This window comes from Terriglobales bacterium (assembly GCA_035651995.1).
Taxonomy (GTDB): Bacteria; Acidobacteriota; Terriglobia; order Terriglobales; family Acidobacteriaceae; genus DASRER01.
In genome coordinates, this window is sequence record DASRER010000039.1 from 39,036 (window position 1) to 60,321 (window position 21,286).

At 65.2% G+C, this 21,286-nt stretch carries 12 protein-coding genes; 7 read left to right on the forward strand and 5 right to left on the reverse strand.

The annotated features are described in order from the left end of the window. Positions 1–52: 52 nt before the first annotated feature. The 4 genes from VFA60_13430 (at position 53) to VFA60_13445 (ending at position 4,252) form a co-directional block, all read left to right on the forward strand. On the forward strand, positions 53–622 hold the full coding sequence (locus tag VFA60_13430) for a DinB family protein (GenBank protein ID HZQ92791.1): 570 nt from the start codon (positions 53–55) through the stop codon (positions 620–622). Positions 623–787: 165 nt separating this feature from the next. Further along, complete coding sequence (locus VFA60_13435; GenBank protein ID HZQ92792.1) at positions 788–1,330, forward strand: hypothetical protein; 543 nt, start codon at positions 788–790, stop codon at positions 1,328–1,330. Positions 1,331–1,430: 100 nt separating this feature from the next. Continuing rightward, positions 1,431–2,516, forward strand: a complete 1,086-nt coding sequence (locus tag VFA60_13440) for a tetratricopeptide repeat protein (protein ID HZQ92793.1) — start codon at positions 1,431–1,433, stop codon at positions 2,514–2,516. Continuing rightward, complete coding sequence (locus VFA60_13445) at positions 2,513–4,252, forward strand: chloride channel protein (protein HZQ92794.1); 1,740 nt, start codon at positions 2,513–2,515, stop codon at positions 4,250–4,252. Before VFA60_13440 ends, VFA60_13445 begins: the two co-directional genes overlap by 4 nt. A 598-nt stretch (positions 4,253–4,850) precedes the next feature. On the opposite strand, the gene VFA60_13450 is transcribed toward VFA60_13445, so the two are convergent. The 3 genes from VFA60_13450 to VFA60_13460 form a co-directional block, all read right to left on the reverse strand. After that, the gene (locus VFA60_13450) at positions 4,851–6,797 is read right to left on the reverse strand and encodes a S9 family peptidase (GenBank protein HZQ92795.1); all 1,947 of its coding nucleotides are present in this window, start codon (positions 6,795–6,797) and stop codon (positions 4,851–4,853) included. A 131-nt stretch (positions 6,798–6,928) separates the two neighbouring features. Then, positions 6,929–7,972, reverse strand: a complete 1,044-nt coding sequence (locus tag VFA60_13455; GenBank protein ID HZQ92796.1) for a YCF48-related protein — start codon at positions 7,970–7,972, stop codon at positions 6,929–6,931. Between the two features lie 112 nt (positions 7,973–8,084). Beyond that, positions 8,085–11,333, reverse strand: coding sequence for a hypothetical protein (locus tag VFA60_13460; protein ID HZQ92797.1), 3,249 nt, complete (start codon positions 11,331–11,333; stop codon positions 8,085–8,087). Between the two features lie 232 nt (positions 11,334–11,565). Between VFA60_13460 and VFA60_13465 the strand changes: the two genes are divergently transcribed. Next, complete coding sequence (locus VFA60_13465) at positions 11,566–12,501, forward strand: VWA domain-containing protein (GenBank protein HZQ92798.1); 936 nt, start codon at positions 11,566–11,568, stop codon at positions 12,499–12,501. Positions 12,502–12,725: 224 nt separating this feature from the next. Beyond that, the gene (locus VFA60_13470) at positions 12,726–15,044 is read left to right on the forward strand and encodes a S9 family peptidase (GenBank protein ID HZQ92799.1); all 2,319 of its coding nucleotides are present in this window, start codon (positions 12,726–12,728) and stop codon (positions 15,042–15,044) included. Positions 15,045–15,117: 73 nt separating this feature from the next. Here VFA60_13470 and msrA read toward each other — a convergent pair whose 3' ends face one another. Then, complete coding sequence (msrA, locus tag VFA60_13475) at positions 15,118–15,585, reverse strand: peptide-methionine (S)-S-oxide reductase MsrA (protein HZQ92800.1); 468 nt, start codon at positions 15,583–15,585, stop codon at positions 15,118–15,120. Positions 15,586–15,889: 304 nt separating this feature from the next. Between msrA and VFA60_13480 the strand changes: the two genes are divergently transcribed. Next, positions 15,890–19,690 carry a hypothetical protein gene (locus VFA60_13480; protein ID HZQ92801.1) on the forward strand — a complete coding sequence of 1,267 codons (3,801 nt, stop codon included), beginning with the start codon at positions 15,890–15,892 and terminating at the stop codon, positions 19,688–19,690. Positions 19,691–19,780: 90 nt separating this feature from the next. Here VFA60_13480 and lpdA read toward each other — a convergent pair whose 3' ends face one another. After that, on the reverse strand, positions 19,781–21,205 hold the full coding sequence (gene lpdA, locus VFA60_13485) for a dihydrolipoyl dehydrogenase (GenBank protein ID HZQ92802.1): 1,425 nt from the start codon (positions 21,203–21,205) through the stop codon (positions 19,781–19,783). Between the last annotated feature and the right edge of the window lie 81 nt (positions 21,206–21,286).

Here is a 21,286-nt window from a genome sequence, read left to right on the forward strand (position 1 = left end):
GGCGCAAACGGCCCGGCCGGTCAAGTCATTACTAATTGAAGGAGAAACTCACATGAAATACGCGCGACATCCATGGGCCCTGCTCATCATCGCTTGCGCCGCTGCCGCCTGGGCGCAGGCGCCCGCTGCGTCAACATCTCCGAGCGTGGGACAGATCCTCGATCGCCAGATTGGCGGCGTGGAGTCGGAGTTCGTCCCGGCTGCCGAGGCGATGCCGGAGGACAAATACAACTTCGCTCCGACCAGCGGCGAATTCAAGGGCGTTCGCACCTATGCGCAGCAGATCAAGCACGTTGCGGCGGTGAACTACGTGGTCTTCGCCGCCATCGCTGGTGAGAAGCCCCCGGCCGACACCGGCGGCGAGAGCGGTCCGGATTCGGTGAAAACGAAGGCCGAGATCATAAAGTACCTGAAGGACTCGTTCGCTTACGCGCACAAGGTTGCCGCAGGCATCACCAAAGAGAGCACCACTGACATGGTGCAGAGCCCATTCGGCTCCAACAAGGTCAGCAAGCTCGGCCTGGCGGCGATCGGAATCAGCCACCCCTTCGACCACTACGGACAGATGGTGGTCTATCTGCGGATGAACGGCATCATTCCGCCGGCCAGCCGCGCCCAGTAGCAAGCAGGCATCAGATTGGGGCCCGGCCGCCTTCGGCCGGGCTTTCCCTCTCGCTACTCGGTACTCAGGGCTCGGTGCTGATTACCTCGGTCCATGCACCCTCGTATCCCGCCAAGGCCCTTCGTACTCTTTCGCTTCGCGCCCAGGGGCATCATTATTCCTGGCATGGCAAGCAGACTCCTGGACGTGTTTTCGCTGTTGAGTTGCGCCCACAAGTTTTCCTGGCCACGCCGCATGGACAGCGGCGAGTACTACCAGGTCTGCCTGATGTGCGGAACCGAATACGGCTACGACTGGAACACCATGCGACGCACCGCGCCGCGCCAGACCCCCGAACCGTCGTCGCGGCGAAAGAACGAAGCAGCGCCGCGCGGCGGACGGCCTCGCGCGCACTGCACCTGGCAGCCGCGTGCGCGCCGGCTGCGTCACCACGTCCCGGTGCGCTATCGCCTGCAGGGATCCACGCCCTGGCTCGAGGGCACGATGGAAAACGTGAGCCGCTCCGGCGTCCTGTTCTCATGTCACACTGCGCTCGATCGCGGCGCCGTCATCGAAATGGTCTTCGAGATGCCGGAGGAAATCGCCGCCCAGCGCGGCTGCAAGGCGCTGTGCCGCGGCATGGTGACGCGCAGCGTCGGCTTCGACGGCGATGCCGCCACGATCGCCGCCAGCATCAGCGACTGCCGCCTGCTGAACACGCCCAACTGACGCCGGGCCGCCGGAGTAGCTACAATACTTATTTCGGCCTATGGCGGCGGCCCCTCCTATCCTCCGGCGCGGTCGTGAACCCGCGGCCCTTCTTCTGCTCGTGCTTGGAGTTGCGCTCTGCTTTATCGCGGTCAGCTTTCTTACCCGGCAATATAAGGAGCGGCGCGATTTTCTGGCACGTTCGTGGTATGCCCGGGGAGAGCAGGCGCTGGCCGCCGGCGATTCTGCGCGCGCCATCGCCGATCTCCGCAACGCGCTCGCTTACGATCGCGACAACAGCGATTACTATCTCCTGCTCGGCGAGGCCCTGGAAAGGGCGGGACAAGGCGCCGAGTCGCGCTCCTACCTGCTCGGCCTGCTCGAGGCCGATCCCGCCAGCGGGCGCGTGAATCTGGATTTGGCGCGCATCGCTGCCGGCGAAGGCGCCATCGAGCAGGCGCGCCGCTACTATCACAACGCGATCTACGGCTTCTGGCCGGAAAACGCCCCCGAGCAACGCCGCCGGTTACGCTTTGAACTGGCCCGGCTCCTGCTTCGCCACAAGCTGCGGAATGAGGCCGACTCTGAACTCGTCGCCCTTCTGGAGACCATGCCCAGGGGCTCGCCCGCTGACCTCCAGGCCGGCGAGCTGTTGCTGGAGGCCGGCGACTACAGCCGCGCCTACGAGGTATTCACCGCCAGCCTGCGCAGCGACAAACGCAACATTGTGGCGCTGGCCGGGGCCGGTGAGGCAGCGTTTCAGCAGGGTGATTACCGTTCCGCGCGATCTTACCTGGCGCGCGCCGTGGAACTTGGTCCCGTCAACACGCGCGCGGCCGAACTGCTGGCCGCCGCCGACGAGATTGCGCGCGTGAATCCGCTGGCGCCGCTGATTACCAGCGCGGAGCGCGTGCGGCGTGTGCGCCAAGCTGTAAAGACCGCCTCGGCCCGCATCGCCGACTGTATCAGCTCCACACCCCGCGCCGGCGACGCCCAAAGCGCCTCCGCGCTGGTTTCGCTCGCCGCGCAGCTGGCGGGCGCTGAAAAACAGGCCGCTCGGCTGCATGACAACCCCGAGGCGATTGCGGCGGTATTGAGCACCGTGTTTGCTGCCGAGGCCGCCGCGGAACGGAACTGCGGCCCGGCTACCGGCGCCGACCTGGCCCTGCTGCGTATCGGTCGCTCCGGCGAGGCGCGCGTTCCATGAGCGCGCGCGCCGCTGCCGCCGGCCAGGACGACGCCGTCCTGCGCCAGGCGCCACGCCCTCTTCTCCGCGAAGAACAATACTTCCTGCTGCTGGCGATTGTGATCGGCGTGTACTCCGGCCTGGCCGTGGTCTGCTTCCGTCTCGCCATTGAATGGACGCGCCTGTGGATGCTCGGCCCGGCTCTCACCGCCTCGCCATTGCGCACCCTGGCGGCCCCGGCCGCGGCCGGATTGCTCGTCGCGCTTCTGGTGGTGCGCCTCTTCCCTCGCGCTCGCGGCAGCGGCGTCAATCAGACCAAGTCCGCCGTCTACATCTACGACGGCTCCATTCCCTTTCGCACCGTCGTCGGGAAGTTCATCACCGCGGCGCTTGCCATCGGCAGCGGACACTCCCTCGGTCCGGAAGATCCCTCTCTGCAAGTGGGCGCCGGTCTCGCCTCGGCCATCGGGCGCCGGCTGCACCTCTCGCGCGAGCGAGTGCGGCTCATCGCGCCGCTGGGCGCCGCCGCCGGTCTCGCCGCCGCCTTCAACTCGCCGATCGCCGCCGTCCTGTTTGTGATCGAGGAAGTCATCGGACGCTGGAGCGCCGGCGTGCTCGGCGCCGTCGTGCTCTCCGCCGTTTCCGGGACGGTTGTCGCGCGCTGGTTCCTCGGCTCCGAGCCCATGTTTCGCGTGCCCGCTTTCGAGCTGCGCAATCCCGCCGAACTGCTCGCCTACGCCGCGCTCGGCGTGGTGGGCGGGCTGGCGTCAGTCGTGTTCCTCAAGCTTGTGCTCGGCCTGCGTCCGCGCCTCAAGGCCCTTCCGCGCTGGACGCAATACCTGCAGCCCGCGATTGCCGGGCTGATCGTGGGCGCCCTGGGGCTGTTTGCGCCGCAGGTGATGGGCGCCGGCTACGAGGCGATGGACCAGGCCATGCACGGCCAGTACAGCTGGCAGCTGCTCGGTGGACTGGCGGGGCTGAAGATCGCCGCCACCGCCGCCTCTTTCGTCAGCGGCACACCCGGCGGCCTGTTTGCGCCCACCCTCTTCATCGGCGCCATGCTCGGCGCCGCCGTCAACGGCGTGTCGCAACAGTTGGCGCCCCACCTCACCGGGCCCATCGGGGCCTACGCATTGGTCGGCATGGGCACCGCCTTTGCCGGGATTCTGCGCGCGCCCATGACTTCCGTCTTCATGGTCCTCGAGGTCGGCGGCAACTACGGCATCATTCTGCCGGTGATGATCTCCAACACCGTCGCGTATCTCATCTCGCGCTCGCTGCAGCGCACGCCCCTGTTCGACGAGCTTTCGCGCCAGGACGGCATTGACCTGCCTTCGATGGAAGAGCTGCGCGAAGAACGCACACTGCGCGTGGAAGACGCGATGCAGCCTCCGCCTTCGCCGGTCCTCGACGCCGGCGCCACCGTGGACGACGCCCTGAAGCAGGTCGCGGGCAGTTCCGGCGGATTTTTCCTCGTGAACGGGGCCGGCGCGTGGCGGATCGTTCGCCGTCCCGAGCTGGAGCAACTCGGCGCCTCGGGCGCGGCCATGCACAAGCTCCACACCGTCGCAGGCGACGTGCTGCCGGTCGTGCATCCCGACCATTCGCTGGAGCACGCCCTGCGAATGATGAAAAGCGGCCAACTGCTTCCGGTCGTCCATCGCGCCAGCGTCGCGCAGTTGCTCGGAACAGTTTCCGCCGACGACATTCTCCGCGCCTACCACGAAGCGGGACGCGAGATCGGGATCGAAGACTGATCTCCGCCCGCTCTTGTTGTTAACAATCTTTACAGTATCGCCAAAGACACTCCCAATTCCCTGCTTGCTTCCCCTACAATGCCCTCCGACCGGGCGGCCCGACATTTAGCCACCACCGTTGCTTCTACCACGGATGGAAGCCCGCTGGATTGAGTTCCTGCGAGTCCGTAGGCGGTGGAATACGGCTCGCTCTGCTCCTGGGGCTGCCCGGTCTTTCAGGATTCGCAAGAATCCGCAGGAGCGTGGCGAGACGTGCTGGGCTGGTCTGTTCGAAACTGGGTCCTGGGGAAGGCTGTTCGCGGGCCGCACACCGCGGTCCTACCTAACCCGGTGACAGGGAAGGGCTCAGGTACATTCGACAGACAGTTTAGGTATTAACCCCAGTTTGTGCAGGGGCAGTCCAGGTACATAGTCACAAACAGTGCGGGCGGGGCCACGGCTGCACTAGCGTTTTGGGGAAAACACTGATGTAGTTGTTGGAACCCCGCCCACACCTTTTAGCGTTGACTCCTAGTCCTTCCGTAGCACCCACCGCCGCGAGGCGGTTTTTCTTTTTCTGCCATGCCGGTGTCGACGCGGGCGACCTCGCCCGCGTGAGTTACTTCACCGCCGCGAAGTGCGCGTCGTACCAGGCAAGCGAGCGCGTAATCCAGTCCACCAAGTGCTTCGGTTCGCGCAAGCCGTGGCCTTCGCGCGGATAACGCGCGAACACCGTCTCCACGCCAACATCCTTGAGCGCGATGTAGAACTGCTCGCTCTCCGCGATCGGCACGTCGGGATCGTTCTCGCCGTGGACCAGCAGCGTGGGAGTTTTCGCCTTGGCCACGTGCTTGAGCGGCGAGCGCTCCCAGAGCACGTCCATCAACTTGCCCTGGTGCGGACGCGCGCCCCACTCCATTTCCTCGTACTGGTTGTAATAGGTCATGTAGTTGTAGCTGATGAAATTGGTGATCGCCGCCGTAGGAATCGCCGCTTTGAACATGCTGGTCTGCGTGATCAGCCACGCCGTGAGCTGTCCGCCATAGCTCACGCCCTCGATGCCGAGCCGGTCCGGATCGAGCCACCGATAGCGCCGCAGCGCCGCGCCCACGCCGTAGAGCACGTCCATGCCTTCGTCCCCGTCCTGGTCCCGGAAGACGGCGTCGGCGAACTCCTGTCCGTAGCCGGTGGAACCGCGAAAGTTCACCATCAGCGTGGCGTATCCGTGCGCGGCGTACACCTGGTTCTTGAAATTGAATGCCGGGCCCTGCTGTCCGTGCGGCCCGCCGTGAATCACGACGATGAGCGGATACTTGCCTTCCGGCTTCCAGTTCAGCGGACGCGTAAGGAACGCTTCCACGTTCCACTTGTTGTCGTTGCTGATGAACGTGAACGACTCAACCGGCGCGAGCTGCTTTCCGCCGAGGACGCCGGCGTTGAGGTTCATCAGCCGGCGGGGCTCCGCTGCTCCGGACTTGAGGAACAACTCCGTCGTGTCGCTGCGGCCCGCGAAGGTGTAGGCGATCGCGTTGTCCCTGCGTGCCGCAAACGTGCCCACGAATCCGGCGTCGCCAACAACCATCTCCGGCTTTCCGCCCGCTACCGGCAGCCGATACAGGTGATTGCTCCCGCGCTCCTGCACGGTGAACAGCAGCGCCGCACCGTCACCGGTCCACGCCGGCGCACCCTGGCGATTGTTGATCGCAGCGCCGATCTCACGACGACCGGTGCCGTCAGCGTTCATCACCCAGACGTGCGTATCCTCCATGTTGGTTTCGAGGTCGGTGAGGCCGCGCTTGGTGGCGCGGTACGCGATCATCTTGCCGTCGGGCGACCAGCGCGGTTGGAATTCGCATCCCTCGGTTGCCGTGAGCCGGCGCACCGCGCCCGTCGCCGCGCTGACCGTGAACAGGTCGTTGTTGAAAATGCGGTCCGGATCGGGCTCGCGGTTGGAAACGAACACGATCTCATCCCCGCTTGGCGCCCAGTCAATCGAGTGCTCGTAGTAGTTGCCGGTGGTGAGCTGGCGCGGCGTCCCGCCGGCGGCGTCAATCACGAACACGTGCGTGCGCTTGTTGTCGTTGAAGTGCGAGTTCCCTTCCCAGAAGTCTGGCTTGTACAGATACCGCGTGATGATCATTGGATCGCCGTTCGCGTCTTTCGTCTCCGGACCAGGCACGGCAGAGACGAACGCAATGCGCTGGCTGTCGGGCGACCACGTAATCGTCTTCCCGGCGTTGGGATTTGGGCTGTTCGTGCCGTCGGTCTCGGCAAGAAAGCGCGGCGCCGAGCCGTCCGCGCCCGCAACAAACAATCCGCCCTTGCCGCCAATCCTGCCATCGAAGGCCAGCCAGCGCGAATCGGGCGACCAGGTCGGCTCCGAGCCGTGATCGTCGGCGCCGCCCACTCGCACGGACTTGCCGTCAGCCACCGTCATGACCCACAGCGTTGCGTACGGACGCCCCGTGCCGTCGTTGTTGTCCACGACGTAGGCCAGCCGCGTGCCATCAGGCGAGAACGCGACGTCGGCCACGCTGCGCAGGCGCAACAGGTCAGAAGCCTGCAAACCAGCGGGAAATGACGCAACCGTCTGCGCAACCGCGCAACAGGTCAGAAACAGAACTAGCAACGCTCGCGACAATGAACTCATGAACTCCCCCGCGTTTTTGGTGAGAACCGAGGACCGCGAACTGACAACTACTTCAACGACGGCCGCTTCCCTCCCGGCGCGCTGCCTGCCACGCGAACGATCGTTCCTTGCGGCCCGACCGCGTATCCCGCGTCGGGCGCTGCGAACGCAACCGCGTTGAAGTTGCCCTCGGCCAGGTGCTTCCACGTGCGTCCGCCGTCAATGGAATAGTCGGAACCGGTCGTTCCGACCGCGATCATCGTGGGCCACTGCGTGTTCGGGACCACCGCCACCGCCGACCGGTATCCGGCCGGCTGCTCCGACGCCAGCTTCCACGTCTTGCCTCCGTCGCTCGTCCAGGCCGCGTTTGCGTTGGCGACGGTGGGACTCTTGTAGTCGCCGCCGACGATCACACCCCGGTCGGTGTCGGCGAATGCAACCGAGAAAATTCCCGCGCCCTCTTTCCCCGCGGCAAACGGCGTGCTCACCGCCGTCCACGTCTTGCCGGCGTCGCTGGTGCGAAACACGCGCCCCACCGCCCCGCCGCCGGTCACGAACCAGGCGTACTTTTTCTCCGCCACGGCCACGCACGTTCCGCTCGCCGCAAAGGCGCCTTCGCCGTCGAGCGCCGCGGGCATGCCGCGCTCCGGCACGGCGGTCCACATCGCGCCCCCGTCAGACGTGAGCAGCACCGTGAAGCGTCCGCCCACCGGATCGCCGACAACGATGCCGTGCTGCGCGTCCCAGAACGCCATGCAGTCGAGAAAGCCCTTGGGATCGTGATTCGCGTATTGCGCGGTCCAATGCGCGCCGCCATCGGTGGTCTTGAAGATGCGTGACGCCTCGCCCGGCCCGGCCGCCAGCAGGTACGCCGTGCTCGCATCGAAGGCCTGCACGTCGCGAAAGTCGAGCGTCTCGGCGCCGGCCACCTGCGCCGGCGTCCACGTCTCGCCGCCGTCGGTCGTCCGCAGATACGTGCCCCGCGTGCCGCTCGCCCACGCAATTTTGCCGTCCACAACCGAAATCCCGCGCAGGCTGCTGGTCGTTCCGCTGTTCTGCGGCGCCCACTGGGCAAAGCACTGCGTTGCGAGCAGCAGGATTGCGATCGGCACACTCCTCTTCATAAGGGAAAACAGTCTATCGAATGGCACGAAAATGCGCGCCTGCCGCGGGGCAGGCGCGCCCCTATGACTTGGTGCTCGCAACTCGGTTCTCGGCACTGCTCTACTTCGACCCTCCCGCCTGCGCATCGGCGCCCTTCAGTTCGATGGGATTGCCGGCGAACAGCGTGCTCGCTCCCTTGTCGAGCGCCAGCTTGTTGAAGTCGTTCACGTCGCCCTTGAGCAGCGCGTTGAACTCGGCCAGGTGCGACTCCAGCTGCTTGCGCAGCGTGGCCATCTCTTCCTGTTCCAGTTCAGTCGGCGCCACGCCGTAGCGGCCGCTGATGGAGAACATCAGTCCCTGCAGCCGTTGCTGGAAGCGGTCCAGGTAATGCAGCGTATCGCTGCCGCCCTGTTGCAGCTCGGTGTTGAAGATCTTCTCCTCGAACCCGCGCAGCTTGCGGTCGAGCGCCCGCGCCTGCTGCATCACCGGCTGATACGACGCCTGCGCCACGCCGCCCTCCTCGTTGCCCGCGCTGAGGAAGCGCTGCACCGCGAGCAGCTGTGTGTGCATGCTCTCCAGCCGGTTCAGCGCCGTGTTCAGGGCCGTCACCTCGTCGCGCAACTCCAGCGCCGCCTTGGTCTGCGCCGCGAACACCTCCATCGGGATGTTGAAGCGCGGATCAGGACGCGTTTCCGCCACCGTGGTTTGCGAATCGTTGCCCACGCTCACCGTGATCTTGAAGCTGCCCGGAACCACCGGCGGCCCCGAGCGCGGGAAGAATTCGGCTTCGAACTCGCTTTCCTGCTGCTGCTGGAAGTCCAGACGCGTGGCGCCGTCGTAGGTCATGTCCCAGCTCACGCGATTGAACCCGGCATTCGCGGTGCCGTAGAACGTGCGGACCTTCTGGCCGGCCGCGTCGGTGACCGTGATTTTCACCGGCGTCTGCCGCCGGCGGCGCATCTCCGGCGTGGTCTCCAGCGCCGACTTCAACCAGTACTGCACCACCACGCCCGGCGGCGGATTCGGCGCCGGCGGCGTGGCCGATGAGTTGAACCCGCCGCGGTTCCAGTTCTGCCAGCGGCGCGCCGGCAGCGTGGTGAACACGTGCAGGTTCGTGTTGGCCGCGATCTTGTCCTGTTCTTCCAGCGGCACGATGTTGTCGAGGACGAACAACCCCCGCCCGTGCGTGGCCACGATCAGGTCGTGACGGTCCTTGTGGAACTTCACGTCATACACGGGAACGTTCGGGAAGTTGCCCTTCAGCGGCTTCCAGTCGTCACCATCGTTCATGGAAAAGTACAGCCCGGTGTCGGTGCCCAGCACCAGGAAGCCCTTGCGGTTGGGGTTCTCGCGCACAACCCGCGCCGGCTCGTCGTCCGGCAGGCCCTTGATGATCGCCGTCCAAGTCTTGCCGCCATCGTGCGTGCGGTAGACGTATGGCTTGTTGTTGTCGAGCTGGTGCGCGTCGTAGGCCACGTACGCCGACTCGGGCGAGAACGGAGACACGTCGATCTGCTGAATGCGCGCCCACTCCGGCGCGCCCTTCGGCGTCACGTTCGTCCAGTGCGCGCCGCCGTCTTTGGTCATCTGCACCAGGCCGTCGTCGGTGCCCACCCAGATCACGTTCGCGTCGGTCGGCGCGATACTGAACGAGAGGATGGTGCCATAGGTCTCCGCGCCGCTCAGGTCGAGCAGGATCTGCCCGCCGCTGGAGGCCTGCTTCGTCTTGTCGTTGCGAGTCAGGTCGGGACTGATCGGCTGCCAGTGCGCGCCCGCGTCGGTGGACTTGAACAGCACGTTCGCGCCCAGGTAAACGGTGTTGGCGTCCTTGCGGTCAACGCCGATGGGCGACGTCCAGTTGAACCGATACTTTAAGTCTGCCGGCGCCATCGAACCAACCCCATGCAGGTACGGACGCACGCTGATCGAGCGCCCGTTCGTCTTGTCGAAGCGCGAAATGAACCCGTTCTGCGAGTCGGCATAGATGATGTTGCTCTTGCCCGGCGCCGGGACAACGTATTCCCCGTCGCCGCCCGTCGCCGTCCACCACAGCGAGCCGGGAATGCCGCCGCGGCTCAGGCTGTTCGACGGGCCGCACCAGCCGTTGTTGTCCTGCAAGCCGCCGCACAGCAGGTACGGCTCGTCGTCGTCGTGCGCCACCATGTAGAACTGCTCGATCGGCAAATTGTCGAGGAAGCGCCACGTCTTGCCGCCGTCGCCGGTCACGTACACTCCGCCGTCGTTGCCTTCGATCATCCGCTCCGGTTGCGTCGGATCGATCCATAGCGAGTGATGGTCGGGATGCACGCCGCGCCCGATGTTGCGCGCGTTCTTGCCGCCGTCGTCCGACTGCAGAATGTCGAACGACAGGAAGTACAGCCGGTCTTCGCGATCGGGCGCCACGTACACCTGGCTGAAGTACCACGGCCGCGCGGCCAGCACGTGCCGGTCGCTGACCTCGGTCCAGTGGTCGCCGTTGTCCTTCGACTCCCACAGGCGTCCTTTCTTGGCGCCACCCAGCGCGTAGATGTGCGACGAGTTCGACTTCGCAATCGCCAGGCCGATGCGCGACATCACTTTCGGCAGGCCCTCGGTCAGGCGCGTCCACGTCACGCCGCCGTCAGTCGAGCGCCACACGCCGCTGTTCGGGCCGCCGTCGTCGAACATCCACGGACGCCTCGTCGCCTGCCACGTCGAGGCGAACAGCACCAGCGGATTGTTCGGGTCCATCACCAGCGCAGCCACGCCGGTGCTGTCGTCCACGAACAACGTTTTCGTCCACGTCTTGCCGCCGTCGGTGGTGCGGAACACGCCGCGGTCCTTGTTCGGACCCCACGCGTGTCCCTGCACGCCGACCAGCACAATGTTGGGATCGGCTGGATGAATCACGATGCTGGAAATCTGTCCCGCATCGCCCAGGCCCATGAAGCGCCACGAGGCGCCCGCGTCGGGCGAGAAGTACACGCCCTTCCCCGTGACCACGTCGTTGCGGATGTTGGCCTCGCCCGTGCCCACCCAGATCAGGTTGGGATTCGATGGCGCCAGCGCGATCGCGCCGATCGATGGCGGATACTTTTCGAAGATCGGCTTCCACGACAGCCCGCCGTCCACGCTCTTGAACACGCCGCCGGCTGCCGCGCCCGCATAATAGATGTTGGGCTTTCCCGGCACGCCCACAACCGCGGTCACGCGCCCGCCGCCCACCGTCGGCCCCAGGTTGCGGAACTTCAGGTTCTCCAGCGGATCGGTGCTCTTGCTGGGCGCGGGTGCGGCTTCTTCCCTCTCCTGCTCCTGCGCCATCGCGCCGACGCAGAACAGCACCAGCAGCAACAGGGCGGACAACTTCCACAGGCGAAGCATGGACTTCATGGCGAACTCTCCTCTATGCGGGTGGGTGACGTCAGCCAGGATTGCTCGGCAGGCAGACTGCTCCCGAAACGGTTAGCCAGCTTACCGCAACAGGCAGAGACAATAAAGAGCAGCCCTGGCTCGAAGCATCACGGACCGTGTGGCGCGGGCGACCTCGCCCGCGCCTGTTCGGCGCCCGCAAGTTTTCCCACAAAAACCGATCTCCCCGGCGAGGACCTGCGTACCATCTGTCATGCGGACCGCCGCCACCCTCGTCCTTGCGCTGCTGGTTTGCCCGGCCCTGCTCGCCCAGGACGACCTCGCCACCTTCAAGGCCGAGGTCAACCTCGTGCTGCTCGACGCCACCGTCCGCGACCGCCAGGGCCGCGTCATGACCGACCTGGGGAAAGACGACTTCCGCCTGCTGGAAGACGGACGCGAGCAGCGCATTCAGTACTTCTCGCGCGACGAGCTGCCGCTGGCCATCGCGCTCGTGCTCGACGTGAGCGGCAGCATGAAGCCAACCTTCGCGCAACTGCGGCGCTCGATGGTTTACGCCCTCGACCGCCTGCGTCCCACCGACCGCGCCGTGCTCTTCGCCTTCAGCCGCGACACCGAACGCCTCACCGGCCTCACCAGCAACCACGACCAGCTCGCCGACGCCATGGAATCGGTGAGCGCGCGCGGCGGCACCGACATCCTCGACGCGCTCTGGGCCGCCAGCGTCTACCTGAAGCAGCAGGCCCCGAAAGACCGCCGCGCCGTCATCCTCATCTCCGACAACATCGCCCCCAAGCGCGCCGAGCATGGCACGAAGGAAGTCATCGAGACCGCGCTCGAGTTCGAAACCGAAGTCCACAGCCTGTGCGTGTGCAACATGCCGCTCGGCTACGCGCTCCGCTTTACCCAGCCGGCATTCGCGCGCGTGAACGTTAGCAAAATCGTGAAGGCAACCGGCGGCGCTCTCACCAAGACTGGCTCCGACCAAACCCTCATCGAAGCCCTCGGCCAGACGCTGACCCGTCTGCGCCAGCGCTACACGCTGGGCTATACGCCCGACAAACGCAAAGACGCCAGGCCCGGCCAGTTCCACCGCGTCGAAATCCGCCTCTCACCCCAGATCGGCAAGCCTGGCGACGACTACACCGTCTCCGCACGCTCGGGCTACTACACGCCGTCGACTCCCTGAAGCCTTCGTGTCCTGTGTCCCTTCGTGCCCTTTGTGTTTAAGGCTTTTGACTTTGAATTTGCTTTTGCCGCGCGATTCGGTCCGCTGACGCCGGCAAAATTCGACTTTTGCTCACAGTCCCGCTATAAATGTCCGCTCCGCGCACTGAATTGGTTCCTGGTTTCTGCCGTCGCAAGTGGGTTTCACTCGAAACTTGAAACTGAACACTGTTTCCGGGAGGCCTCATGCTGCGTCGTTCCGCCGCGATCGCGGTTCTAACCCTGATCACCCTGACCGCGCTCATCGCGCAAACGCCCGCCCGCCGTGCCATCACCGAAAAAGACATCTTCGCCTTCCAGTGGATTGGCGATCCGCAACCCTCGCCCGACGGACAGCGCGTGGCCTTCGTCAAGGTCACCGTGAACGAGAAGCGCGACGGCTACGACACGGCCATCTACACCGTCTCCACGCGCGGCAACGCGGCTCCCGAGCGGCTGACCGGCGGCCGGCACGATTCCGCCCCGCGCTGGTCGCCTGACGGAACGCGGCTGGCATTCCTCCGCTTTGAAGAAAAGGACGGCAAGCCGCAGCCGCCGCAGCTCTATCTTCTCTCGATTGCTGGCGGCGGCGAGGCCGTGCAGCTCACCCACATGCCGAAAGGCGCGGGCGCGCCCAACTGGTCACCCGACGGCAAGCACATCGCCTTCACCAGCACGACATTGCCCGAGGAGTTCGCCAGGTCCGAGCGCGAGCGCAAGATGAAAGAAGCGGAGATCAGGGCCGGGCCGGCAGCGAAACCGGAGGACGAGAAGGCCCGCACCGAGAAGAAGGAAGAAACCGAAACCAGCGGCGAAGGCGCCAGGGCCAGCTTCAATCCCGGACACGAGAGCGACGTCCGCGTCATCACCCGCGCCGTTTACCGCATGAACGGCGCCGGCTATCTCGATCCCTCGCATCCCACGCACATCTGGATGCTCGACACGCCCGCTCCCGGCGGCCCCGAGCCCACGCCGCGCCAGCTCACCTCCGGCAAGTTCGACGAAAGCGACATTACCTGGTCCAACGACAGCGCCCTCGTCTATTACACGACCACGCGAATCGAAGAACAGTACTACGAGCTGCCGCAGAGCGACGTGTACGCCGTCGCGCTTGCGGGCGGCGAGCCGCGCAAAATCGCCGCCCTTGACTTCGACGCCGGCGGACTCTCGCTCAGCCCCGACGGCAAGCGCCTGGCCCTGCGCGGCGACGCGCGCCACGTGCCGGTGCAGTCCTACACGCAGCCTGACTTGTGGGTGCTCGACATCGCCTCCGGCGGCCCGCCGCGCAACTTGACCGAAAAGTACGACTACGACGTCGGCGCCGGTCTCACCGGCGACCAGTCCGCCCCGCGCGCCGCCGGCAACTCGCGACCCATCTGGACCGCGGACGGCCGCGCCATCATTGACGTGGTCTCCAAGGAAGGCCGCGCCAACCTCGTCCAGTTCGACGCGTCCACCGGCGCGCCCACCGAGTACACGCGCGGCAACCACGCCGTGATGAGCTTCCGCGCCCTCTCGTCCGCGAGCGGCCCGGCCGGCTTGCTGCTCAGCATCTCCACCCCCACCAACATCGCCGATCTTTATTCGTTGAGCGGCCCGGGCGGCGAAATGCGCCGCCTCACCAGCATCAACGCCGGCCTGTTCAGCCAGCTCAATCTCACCGAGCCGGAAGAAATCTGGTATCCGAGCTTCGACGGCAAGCGCATTCAGGCCTGGGTGCAGAAGCCGCCCGACTTCGACCCCGCGAAGAAGTACCCGCTCATCCTCAACATCCACGGCGGCCCGCACGCCGCTTACGGCTTCGTCTTCGACCACGAATTCCAGTGGATGGCGGCCAAGGGCTACGTCGTGCTCTATCCCAACCCGCGCGGGTCAACCAGCTACGGACAGGAGTTCGGCAACATCATTCAGTACCACTACCCGGGCGATGACTCCCGCGACCTGCTGCTCGGCGTGGATGAACTCATCCGGCGCGGCTATGTCGACGCGAAGAAACTCGGCGTCACCGGCGGCTCCGGGGGCGGCGTGCTCACCAACTGGATCGTGACGCACAGCGATCGTTTCGCCGCCGCGGTCTCCCAGCGCGACATCAGCGACTGGGCCTCGTGGTGGTACACCGCCGATTTCACGCTTTTCCACGAAAACTGGTTCAAGGCGCCGCCGTTCGAAGATCCGGCCGACTACGCGGCACGCTCCGCCATCACCTTCGTCAAGAACATCCGCACTCCGATGATGTTCATCCTGGGCGAGGCCGACTACCGCACGCCTCCCACCTCGGGCGGCGAGCAGCTCTTCCGCGCGCTCAAGTACCTGAAACGCCCCACCATCATGATCCGTTTCCCCGGCGAGTCACACGAACTCTCCCGCAGCGGCCAGCCCTGGCACCGGGTGGAGCGCCTGCAACACATCGTGGGATGGATGGACAAGTACCTTCAGGGAAAGCGCATCCCGCAGTACGACAGCGTGGCTGAGCAGCAACCGGCCGGCGTGCCAAAACCTGCCGAGCAGCCGGAAAAACGGAAGTAGAAGTACGACGGGCGCGGCGCCCGCCGCACCCGTCGCGCTGCTCTTTCGTGAAACGGGAAACGTGAAACGGTTCTTAGAAGTGGCACACCCTGCCGTGCTTCTCGAAATACTTCTGGTGATACTCCTCCGCCCGCCAGAACGGCGAAGCCGGCGCGATCTGCGTCACGATCGGCTTGCGGAAACGCCCTGACTTATCCAGCGCCTCCTTGCTCGCCTTCGCCGCCGCCTCCTGCTCCGGCGAATAATAGAAGATGACGCTGCGATACTGCTTGCCGAAATCCGGACCCTGCCGGTTGAGCTGCGTCGGGTCGTGAATCTGCCAGAATCGGTCGAGCAACTGCTCGTAGCTCACCTTCTTGGGATCGAACGTGACTTCCACCACCTCGGCGTGCCCGGTCGTGTCGGTACAAACTTCCTGGTAACTGGGGTTCTCTGTCTTCCCGCCCATGTAGCCCGAAACGGCATCAATCACCCCCGGGACCTCGCGGAACGCCGCCTCAACACCCCAGAAGCAGCCCGCGCCAAACGTGGCCTTTTCCATGGTCCTCTCCTTATGAATGTCTATGAGTGTAACGATAAACCTGATGAAGGGTCAGGCTGGCGGCGCGCAACTCCCGCGCCACACGCTTTACGTACGCAACTGACCGATGTCCGGATTCGCCCCTCGGCGCGTCCGAATGACGCATCCTGGCACACCTGTTAGATACCTTCTGCCGCCCTAAAGTTTCGCGCATCCCAGGCCGTCAACTCCGTTCTTCTCTCGATTGACACCAGAGTACCCGGTTGCTAGAGTCGCATCCTCGTCCAAATTTTGTCCGCGGAGCACACAGGAGACTTCCCGACCGATGACACGCCGTCTGGGCCCGCTGTGCTGCGCTCCGCTCTGTCTCCTTCTCCTGCTGACCGCCCATCCTCTGCCTGCGCAACAGCGCAATCCGTTCGCGCAGCGGCGCATTCCCCAGCGCCGCGCGGCTGATGCCGATGCCAATCGCCGGGACCGCTCCGGCGGGCGACGCGAGCACGACGGCCCCGAACAAATCCAGAAGCGCCAGGACTGGTTCTACCGCCAGCGCGCGTTTCCCCTCAAGCGCATCCCGGCGGGCGCGCGGCTCCGCGGCCTGCGCCAGATGGAAGCCATGGTCCGCGAGCAGCAGCGCGCGGCTGCCGCCTCCGGTCTGGGCATCACTGCCAATGCGAACACGTGGACGCTCATCGGCCCGCAGAGTGTCGTCCCGTTCAATGACAATCAGAGTGGCGCGCCCAATGCCACCGGTCGTATCACCGCGCTCGCCGTTGATCCGCGCAACGCCAATGTTGTCTACGCGGGCGCCGCCCAGGGCGGCGTTTGGAAGTCCACCAACGGCGGACAGACCTGGACGCCGCTCACCGACCAGCAACCTTCATTGTCGGTAGGCGCAATCGCCATCGCTCCGTCGGCGCCCGACACCATTTACGTCGGCACCGGCGAATTCAACCTGGCGCTCGACGCCTACTACGGCGTCGGTGTGCTCAAGTCCACCGACGGCGGCGCCACTTGGACTTACCTTCCCGGTTCGTTCTCCGGCCCTCTCGGCGCCGGCTTCTTCGGCGATGGCGGCGGCGCCTACTTCGGCTCCATCGCCGTGCATCCCACGAATCCCAACCTTGTGCTCGCCTCCGTGTTCAAGGAGACTGACACACAGGAGTTCTCCGGCGTCTATCGCTCCACCGACGGCGGCGTCACCTGGACGCGCGTGCTCAATGGCTTCACGTTCCAGGTGGTGTTCGATGCCACCGGCAATAACGCCTATACCGGCCTGGGATACTGCGACGACCCGGGCAGCCCGTTCGATTGCGTTTCCATTGGCCAGCAGCCCGGCGGCTTTTACAAGTCGGCCAACAGCGGCCAGACCTGGTCGAAGGTGAACAACTTCGGTCTCGGCGCGCAGAACACGGAATTCATCGGGCGCGTGGCGCTCGGCGTCGCCCCCTCCAGTCCGAATACTCTTTTCGCCGCGGTAGGCGACAGCGCCGACGGCGGCTCCGATGGCGTTTTCAAGTCAATCGACGGCGGCAATACCTGGAGCACGGTTTTCAGCGGCGCGAATAATTTCTGCGGCCCGCAATGCGATTACGACCTTGTGCTCGGTATCCATCCCACGAACCCCAACACCGTTTTCATCGGCGGCTCCAGCCCCAAGTTCGCCGATAACAATGGCGTCGGCATGTTCCTCCGCTCCCTCAATTCCGGAAACTTCGTGGACATCTCCGGGAATCAGCCCACGCTCGCCGCCACCCGCCTGCACTCGGACCAGCACGCCATCGCCTTCTCCGCCGACGGCAGCAAGATGTACGTCGGCAACGATGGCGGCGTTTGGAGCACCACCGACGCGCTGAATGCGACTGTGACCTGGACTAGCCTGAACAACAACCTCGCCACGCTCCAGTTCTATCCCGGCGTGGCGGTGAATCCCGCCAACGTGAACTTCCTCCTCGGCGGCACGCAGGACAACTCCACGCTGCGCACCAGCGACACCAACACCTGGTCGGAAGTAACCTGCGGCGACGGCGCCTTCAACCTCATCGACCCCAATACGCCGGCCACCGTTTACGCCACCTGCTTCGACGACGGCTCGGTGCAGAAGTCGGTGCAGGGCGGCGACGCGCCGAGCTGGGTCAACATCATGAACGGCATCGGCAGCGACCCGGTTCTCGACGCTACGCTGCTGCCGCCGCTGGCGATGGATCCGAACAACTCCAACCGCCTCTACTTCGGCACCACGCGCCTCTACCGCAGCGAAAACGGCGGCGCAAACTGGACGGTCATTTCAAATTCTCTCCTCGGGCCGAACGCATTCGCAGGCTTCGACGCGCTCACCGCCATCGCGCCCTCGCCGGTGGACAACAACACGGTCTTTGTCGCTACCTCCGACGGCGTCGTCCGCTTCACGCGCAACGCGCTCGCCGGCGGCCTGAGCACGTTCACCTCCGTCAGCGGACTGCCCGGACGCTGGGTCACGAGCCTGGCCGTCAGCCCACGCAACGGCGCCGCCTACGTCGGCGTCTCAGGCTTTTCTGGCTTCAGCGACAATCTTGGCCACGTCTTCTCCATTACGCTCAACGGCAACACGCCGACGCTCACCGATATCAGTGGCAATCCGAACACGGGCGGGTTGCCCAACATCCCGGTGAACGACGTCATCGTCGATCCCGACGTGGACAACACGCTCTACATCGGCACCGACGTCGGCGTGTTCTACACCACAAACAACGGGGCCTCCTGGACGGCCTTGGTGAACGGCCTGCCGCGCTCGGCGGTCATGGGCCTGCGCCTGCACCGGGCGACGCGCACCTTGATCGCGGCCACGCATGGCCGAAGCGCCTGGGCCATCATCAGTCCGGTCGCCGCCACCGGCAATCCGGCGCCCACCCTGACCTCGCTGCAACCCAGCAATCTGGCTGCGGGCAGCGCCGGGTTTCAGCTCACCGTGAACGGAACGAATTTCGTGAGCGGCGCTGCTGTGCAATGGAACGGCTCAGCGCGGACCACCACGTTCGTCAATTCCACCCAGGTGAAGGCGGCCATCACCGCGGCCGACGTCTCCGCAGCCGGAAGCGCGAATGTCACGGTCGTGAATCCTGCACCCGGCGGTGGACCCTCGAACGCGTTGGTTTTCACCGTCAATCCTCCGCCTAAGCCGGGGCTGAATTCCATCTCCCCTGGAACTGCGGTCGCCAACAGCGGTGGCTTCACTCTCACGGTCAACGGCGCCGGCTTCACCCCCTCGTCGGTAGTTGGATGGAACGGCGCCGCGCGCTCCACAACGTTCGTCAGCGCGACGCAGCTCACCGCCGCGATTCTGCCCTCTGACGTGGCTGCGGCGGGCGCCGCAGCCGTGACTGTGTCCACGCCCGCTCCCGGTGGCGGCACATCAGACGCCGTAACATTCTTCATCACCAATGGAAACACGGTGCCGGCCTCGCTTCCGCAAGCCCGCTACTGGCCCCACATCGTCGCAGGCGCCGGCTACGTGACCAAGATGACGGTCACCAACCTGACCAACGCGCCCAATGACATCCTGGTCTACTTCACCAGCCAGGCCGGCCAGACGCTGAAGACCGCCTCACTCCACCTCGCCGCCGCCGGCACCGCGCGCATCGCCACGCTCGAATCCGACCGCTTCGGCGCGCTCCAGATTCAGTGGGCCATCGTCAACAGCCAGGCCGACGTCACCATCAACCTGTTCTTCGAGTTCATCGCCGACGCCAACACGGGCGCCATCGTCAACACGGTCGGCTTCAACGACTCGCCCGGCCTGACCGCGTTCACCGTTCCCGTCGAGTTTGAGCCGCCGCCCCCCAACTTCGGCATCGGACGCACGGTCGGCATCGCCATCGCCAATCCCAACAACGCGCAGGCCACCGTCACCATCAAGCTGCTCGACAGCAGCGGCAGCATCGCCGCCACCCTCACGCGCAACGTGCCTGCCTTCGGTCAGATTTCCTTCCCGCTGGAGACGACGCCGGAATTTTCCGCCGTGCTGCCGAACGCAAACTTCCTTGGCAGCATCGCCGTCACCAGCACACAACCCGTCTCCGCCATCGCGCTGGAAGACGACCTCGGCCCGTTCTCGGCAATACCGGTGGTGCCAGGGACGGCGAAATGATCGCCCCGTCCGTTTTTCGTCCAGGACAAAACCGCGCCCCATCGGGACGCGGTTTCTGTTGCTAGTGTCCGAGAACCGGAAACTGAGAACTCACTTCTTCGGCCGATAAATATCGGTCGCCGTTCCATAGTAGGAATCGGCCGCTTCCATCAGCGTCTCTGAGAGCGTCGGGTGCGGATGAATGGTCAGGCCCAGGTCCGCCGCGGTCGCGGCCATTTCGATGGCGTGCACGCCCTCGGCGATCATCTCGCCTGCCCGTGTCCCGGTAATGCCCATGCCCAGGATGCGGTCCGTCTTCGGATCGATGATCAGCTTGGTCACGCCGTCGGTGCGGTCCATGCTGACCGCGCGCCCCGACGCAGCCCACGGATAGCGCACCACCTTCACCTCGCGTCCTTCCGCCTGCGCCTGCGTTTCGGTGAGCCCAGCCCACGCAATTTCCGGATCGGTGAACACGACGGCGGGAATCGCCTGGGGCTCGAACGCCACCCGCTTGCCCGCGATCACCTCGGCCGCCACCCGCCCCTCGTGCATCGCTTTGTGCGCCAGCATGGGCTCGCCGGCAATGTCGCCGATGGCGAAAATCGCCGCCTCTTTGGTGCGCCGCTGCTCATCCACCTCGATGAACCCACGCTTGTCCTTCGTCACCTTCGTCTTCTCGAGGCCCTCAATCTCGGTGTTCGGCTTGCGCCCCACCGATACCAGAATCTTGTCGTACACCTGCTCACCCGCGGCTTCGCCCTCGAACTTCACGCGAATGCCGGTCTTCTCCTCTTTGATCTGGGTGACCTTGGTGTTGAGCATCACCTTGTCGAATACTTTCTCGATGCGCTTCGCCAGCGGCGTCACCAGGTCGCGATCAGCGCCCGGCAGCAGCCCCGAAAGCACTTCGACCACCGATACCTTCGTCCCCAGCGCCGCGTAGACCGTGCCGAGTTCCAGCCCGATATACCCGCCGCCAACGACCAGCAGCGTCTTCGGCACATCCGTCAGGTCGAGCGCGCCGGTGGAATCCATCACGCGCGCGCTCTTGATGTCGAACACCGGCAGCGTCGCCGGACGCGAACCCGTCGCCAGGATGATGTTGTCGAAGCGGATCTTTTCTTCCCCGCCGGCCGCCTTCGCGATCGAAACCGTGTTCGCGTCCGCCAGCGACGCCTTGCCCTGGATGTAGGTGACCTTGCGCTGCTTGGCGAGCTGTCCCAGCCCGCCGGTCAGCTTGCTGACCACGCTCGTCTTGAACGCGCGCAGCTTGTCCACGTCCACCTTCGGCTTCGCGAAGGCAACGCCCCACGCCGCCGCGTGGTCGGCTTCGTTGATCAGTTCCGCCACGTGCAGCAGCGCCTTCGACGGAATGCAGCCCACGTACAGACACACGCCGCCCGGATTCACGTCGCTGCCGATCATCGTGACCTCCAGCCCCAGGTCGGCGGCCATGAAGGCGGCGGCGTACCCGCCCGGACCCGCGCCTACCACTGCAACTTTCTTTTTTGCGCCACTGCTCTGCTCAGCCACGCCTGCGTTCTCCTTGTTTTTTGGGAAACCTCTTGAGGAAACCAACTACTTGAGTGATGGGATCGGGCCGGTCAACGATTC

Coding starts and splice junctions, on each gene's coding strand:
- VFA60_13460 (HZQ92797.1), bottom strand. CDS start 11,333: ATGAAGTCCATGCTTCGCCTGTGGAAGTTGTCCGCCCTGTTGCTGCTG.
- VFA60_13430 (HZQ92791.1), top strand. CDS start 53: ATGAAATACGCGCGACATCCATGGGCCCTGCTCATCATCGCTTGCGCC.
- VFA60_13480 (HZQ92801.1), top strand. CDS start 15,890: ATGACACGCCGTCTGGGCCCGCTGTGCTGCGCTCCGCTCTGTCTCCTT.
- VFA60_13445 (HZQ92794.1), top strand. CDS start 2,513: ATGAGCGCGCGCGCCGCTGCCGCCGGCCAGGACGACGCCGTCCTGCGC.
- VFA60_13470 (HZQ92799.1), top strand. CDS start 12,726: ATGCTGCGTCGTTCCGCCGCGATCGCGGTTCTAACCCTGATCACCCTG.
- msrA (HZQ92800.1), bottom strand. CDS start 15,585: ATGGAAAAGGCCACGTTTGGCGCGGGCTGCTTCTGGGGTGTTGAGGCG.
- VFA60_13435 (HZQ92792.1), top strand. CDS start 788: ATGGCAAGCAGACTCCTGGACGTGTTTTCGCTGTTGAGTTGCGCCCAC.
- VFA60_13465 (HZQ92798.1), top strand. CDS start 11,566: ATGCGGACCGCCGCCACCCTCGTCCTTGCGCTGCTGGTTTGCCCGGCC.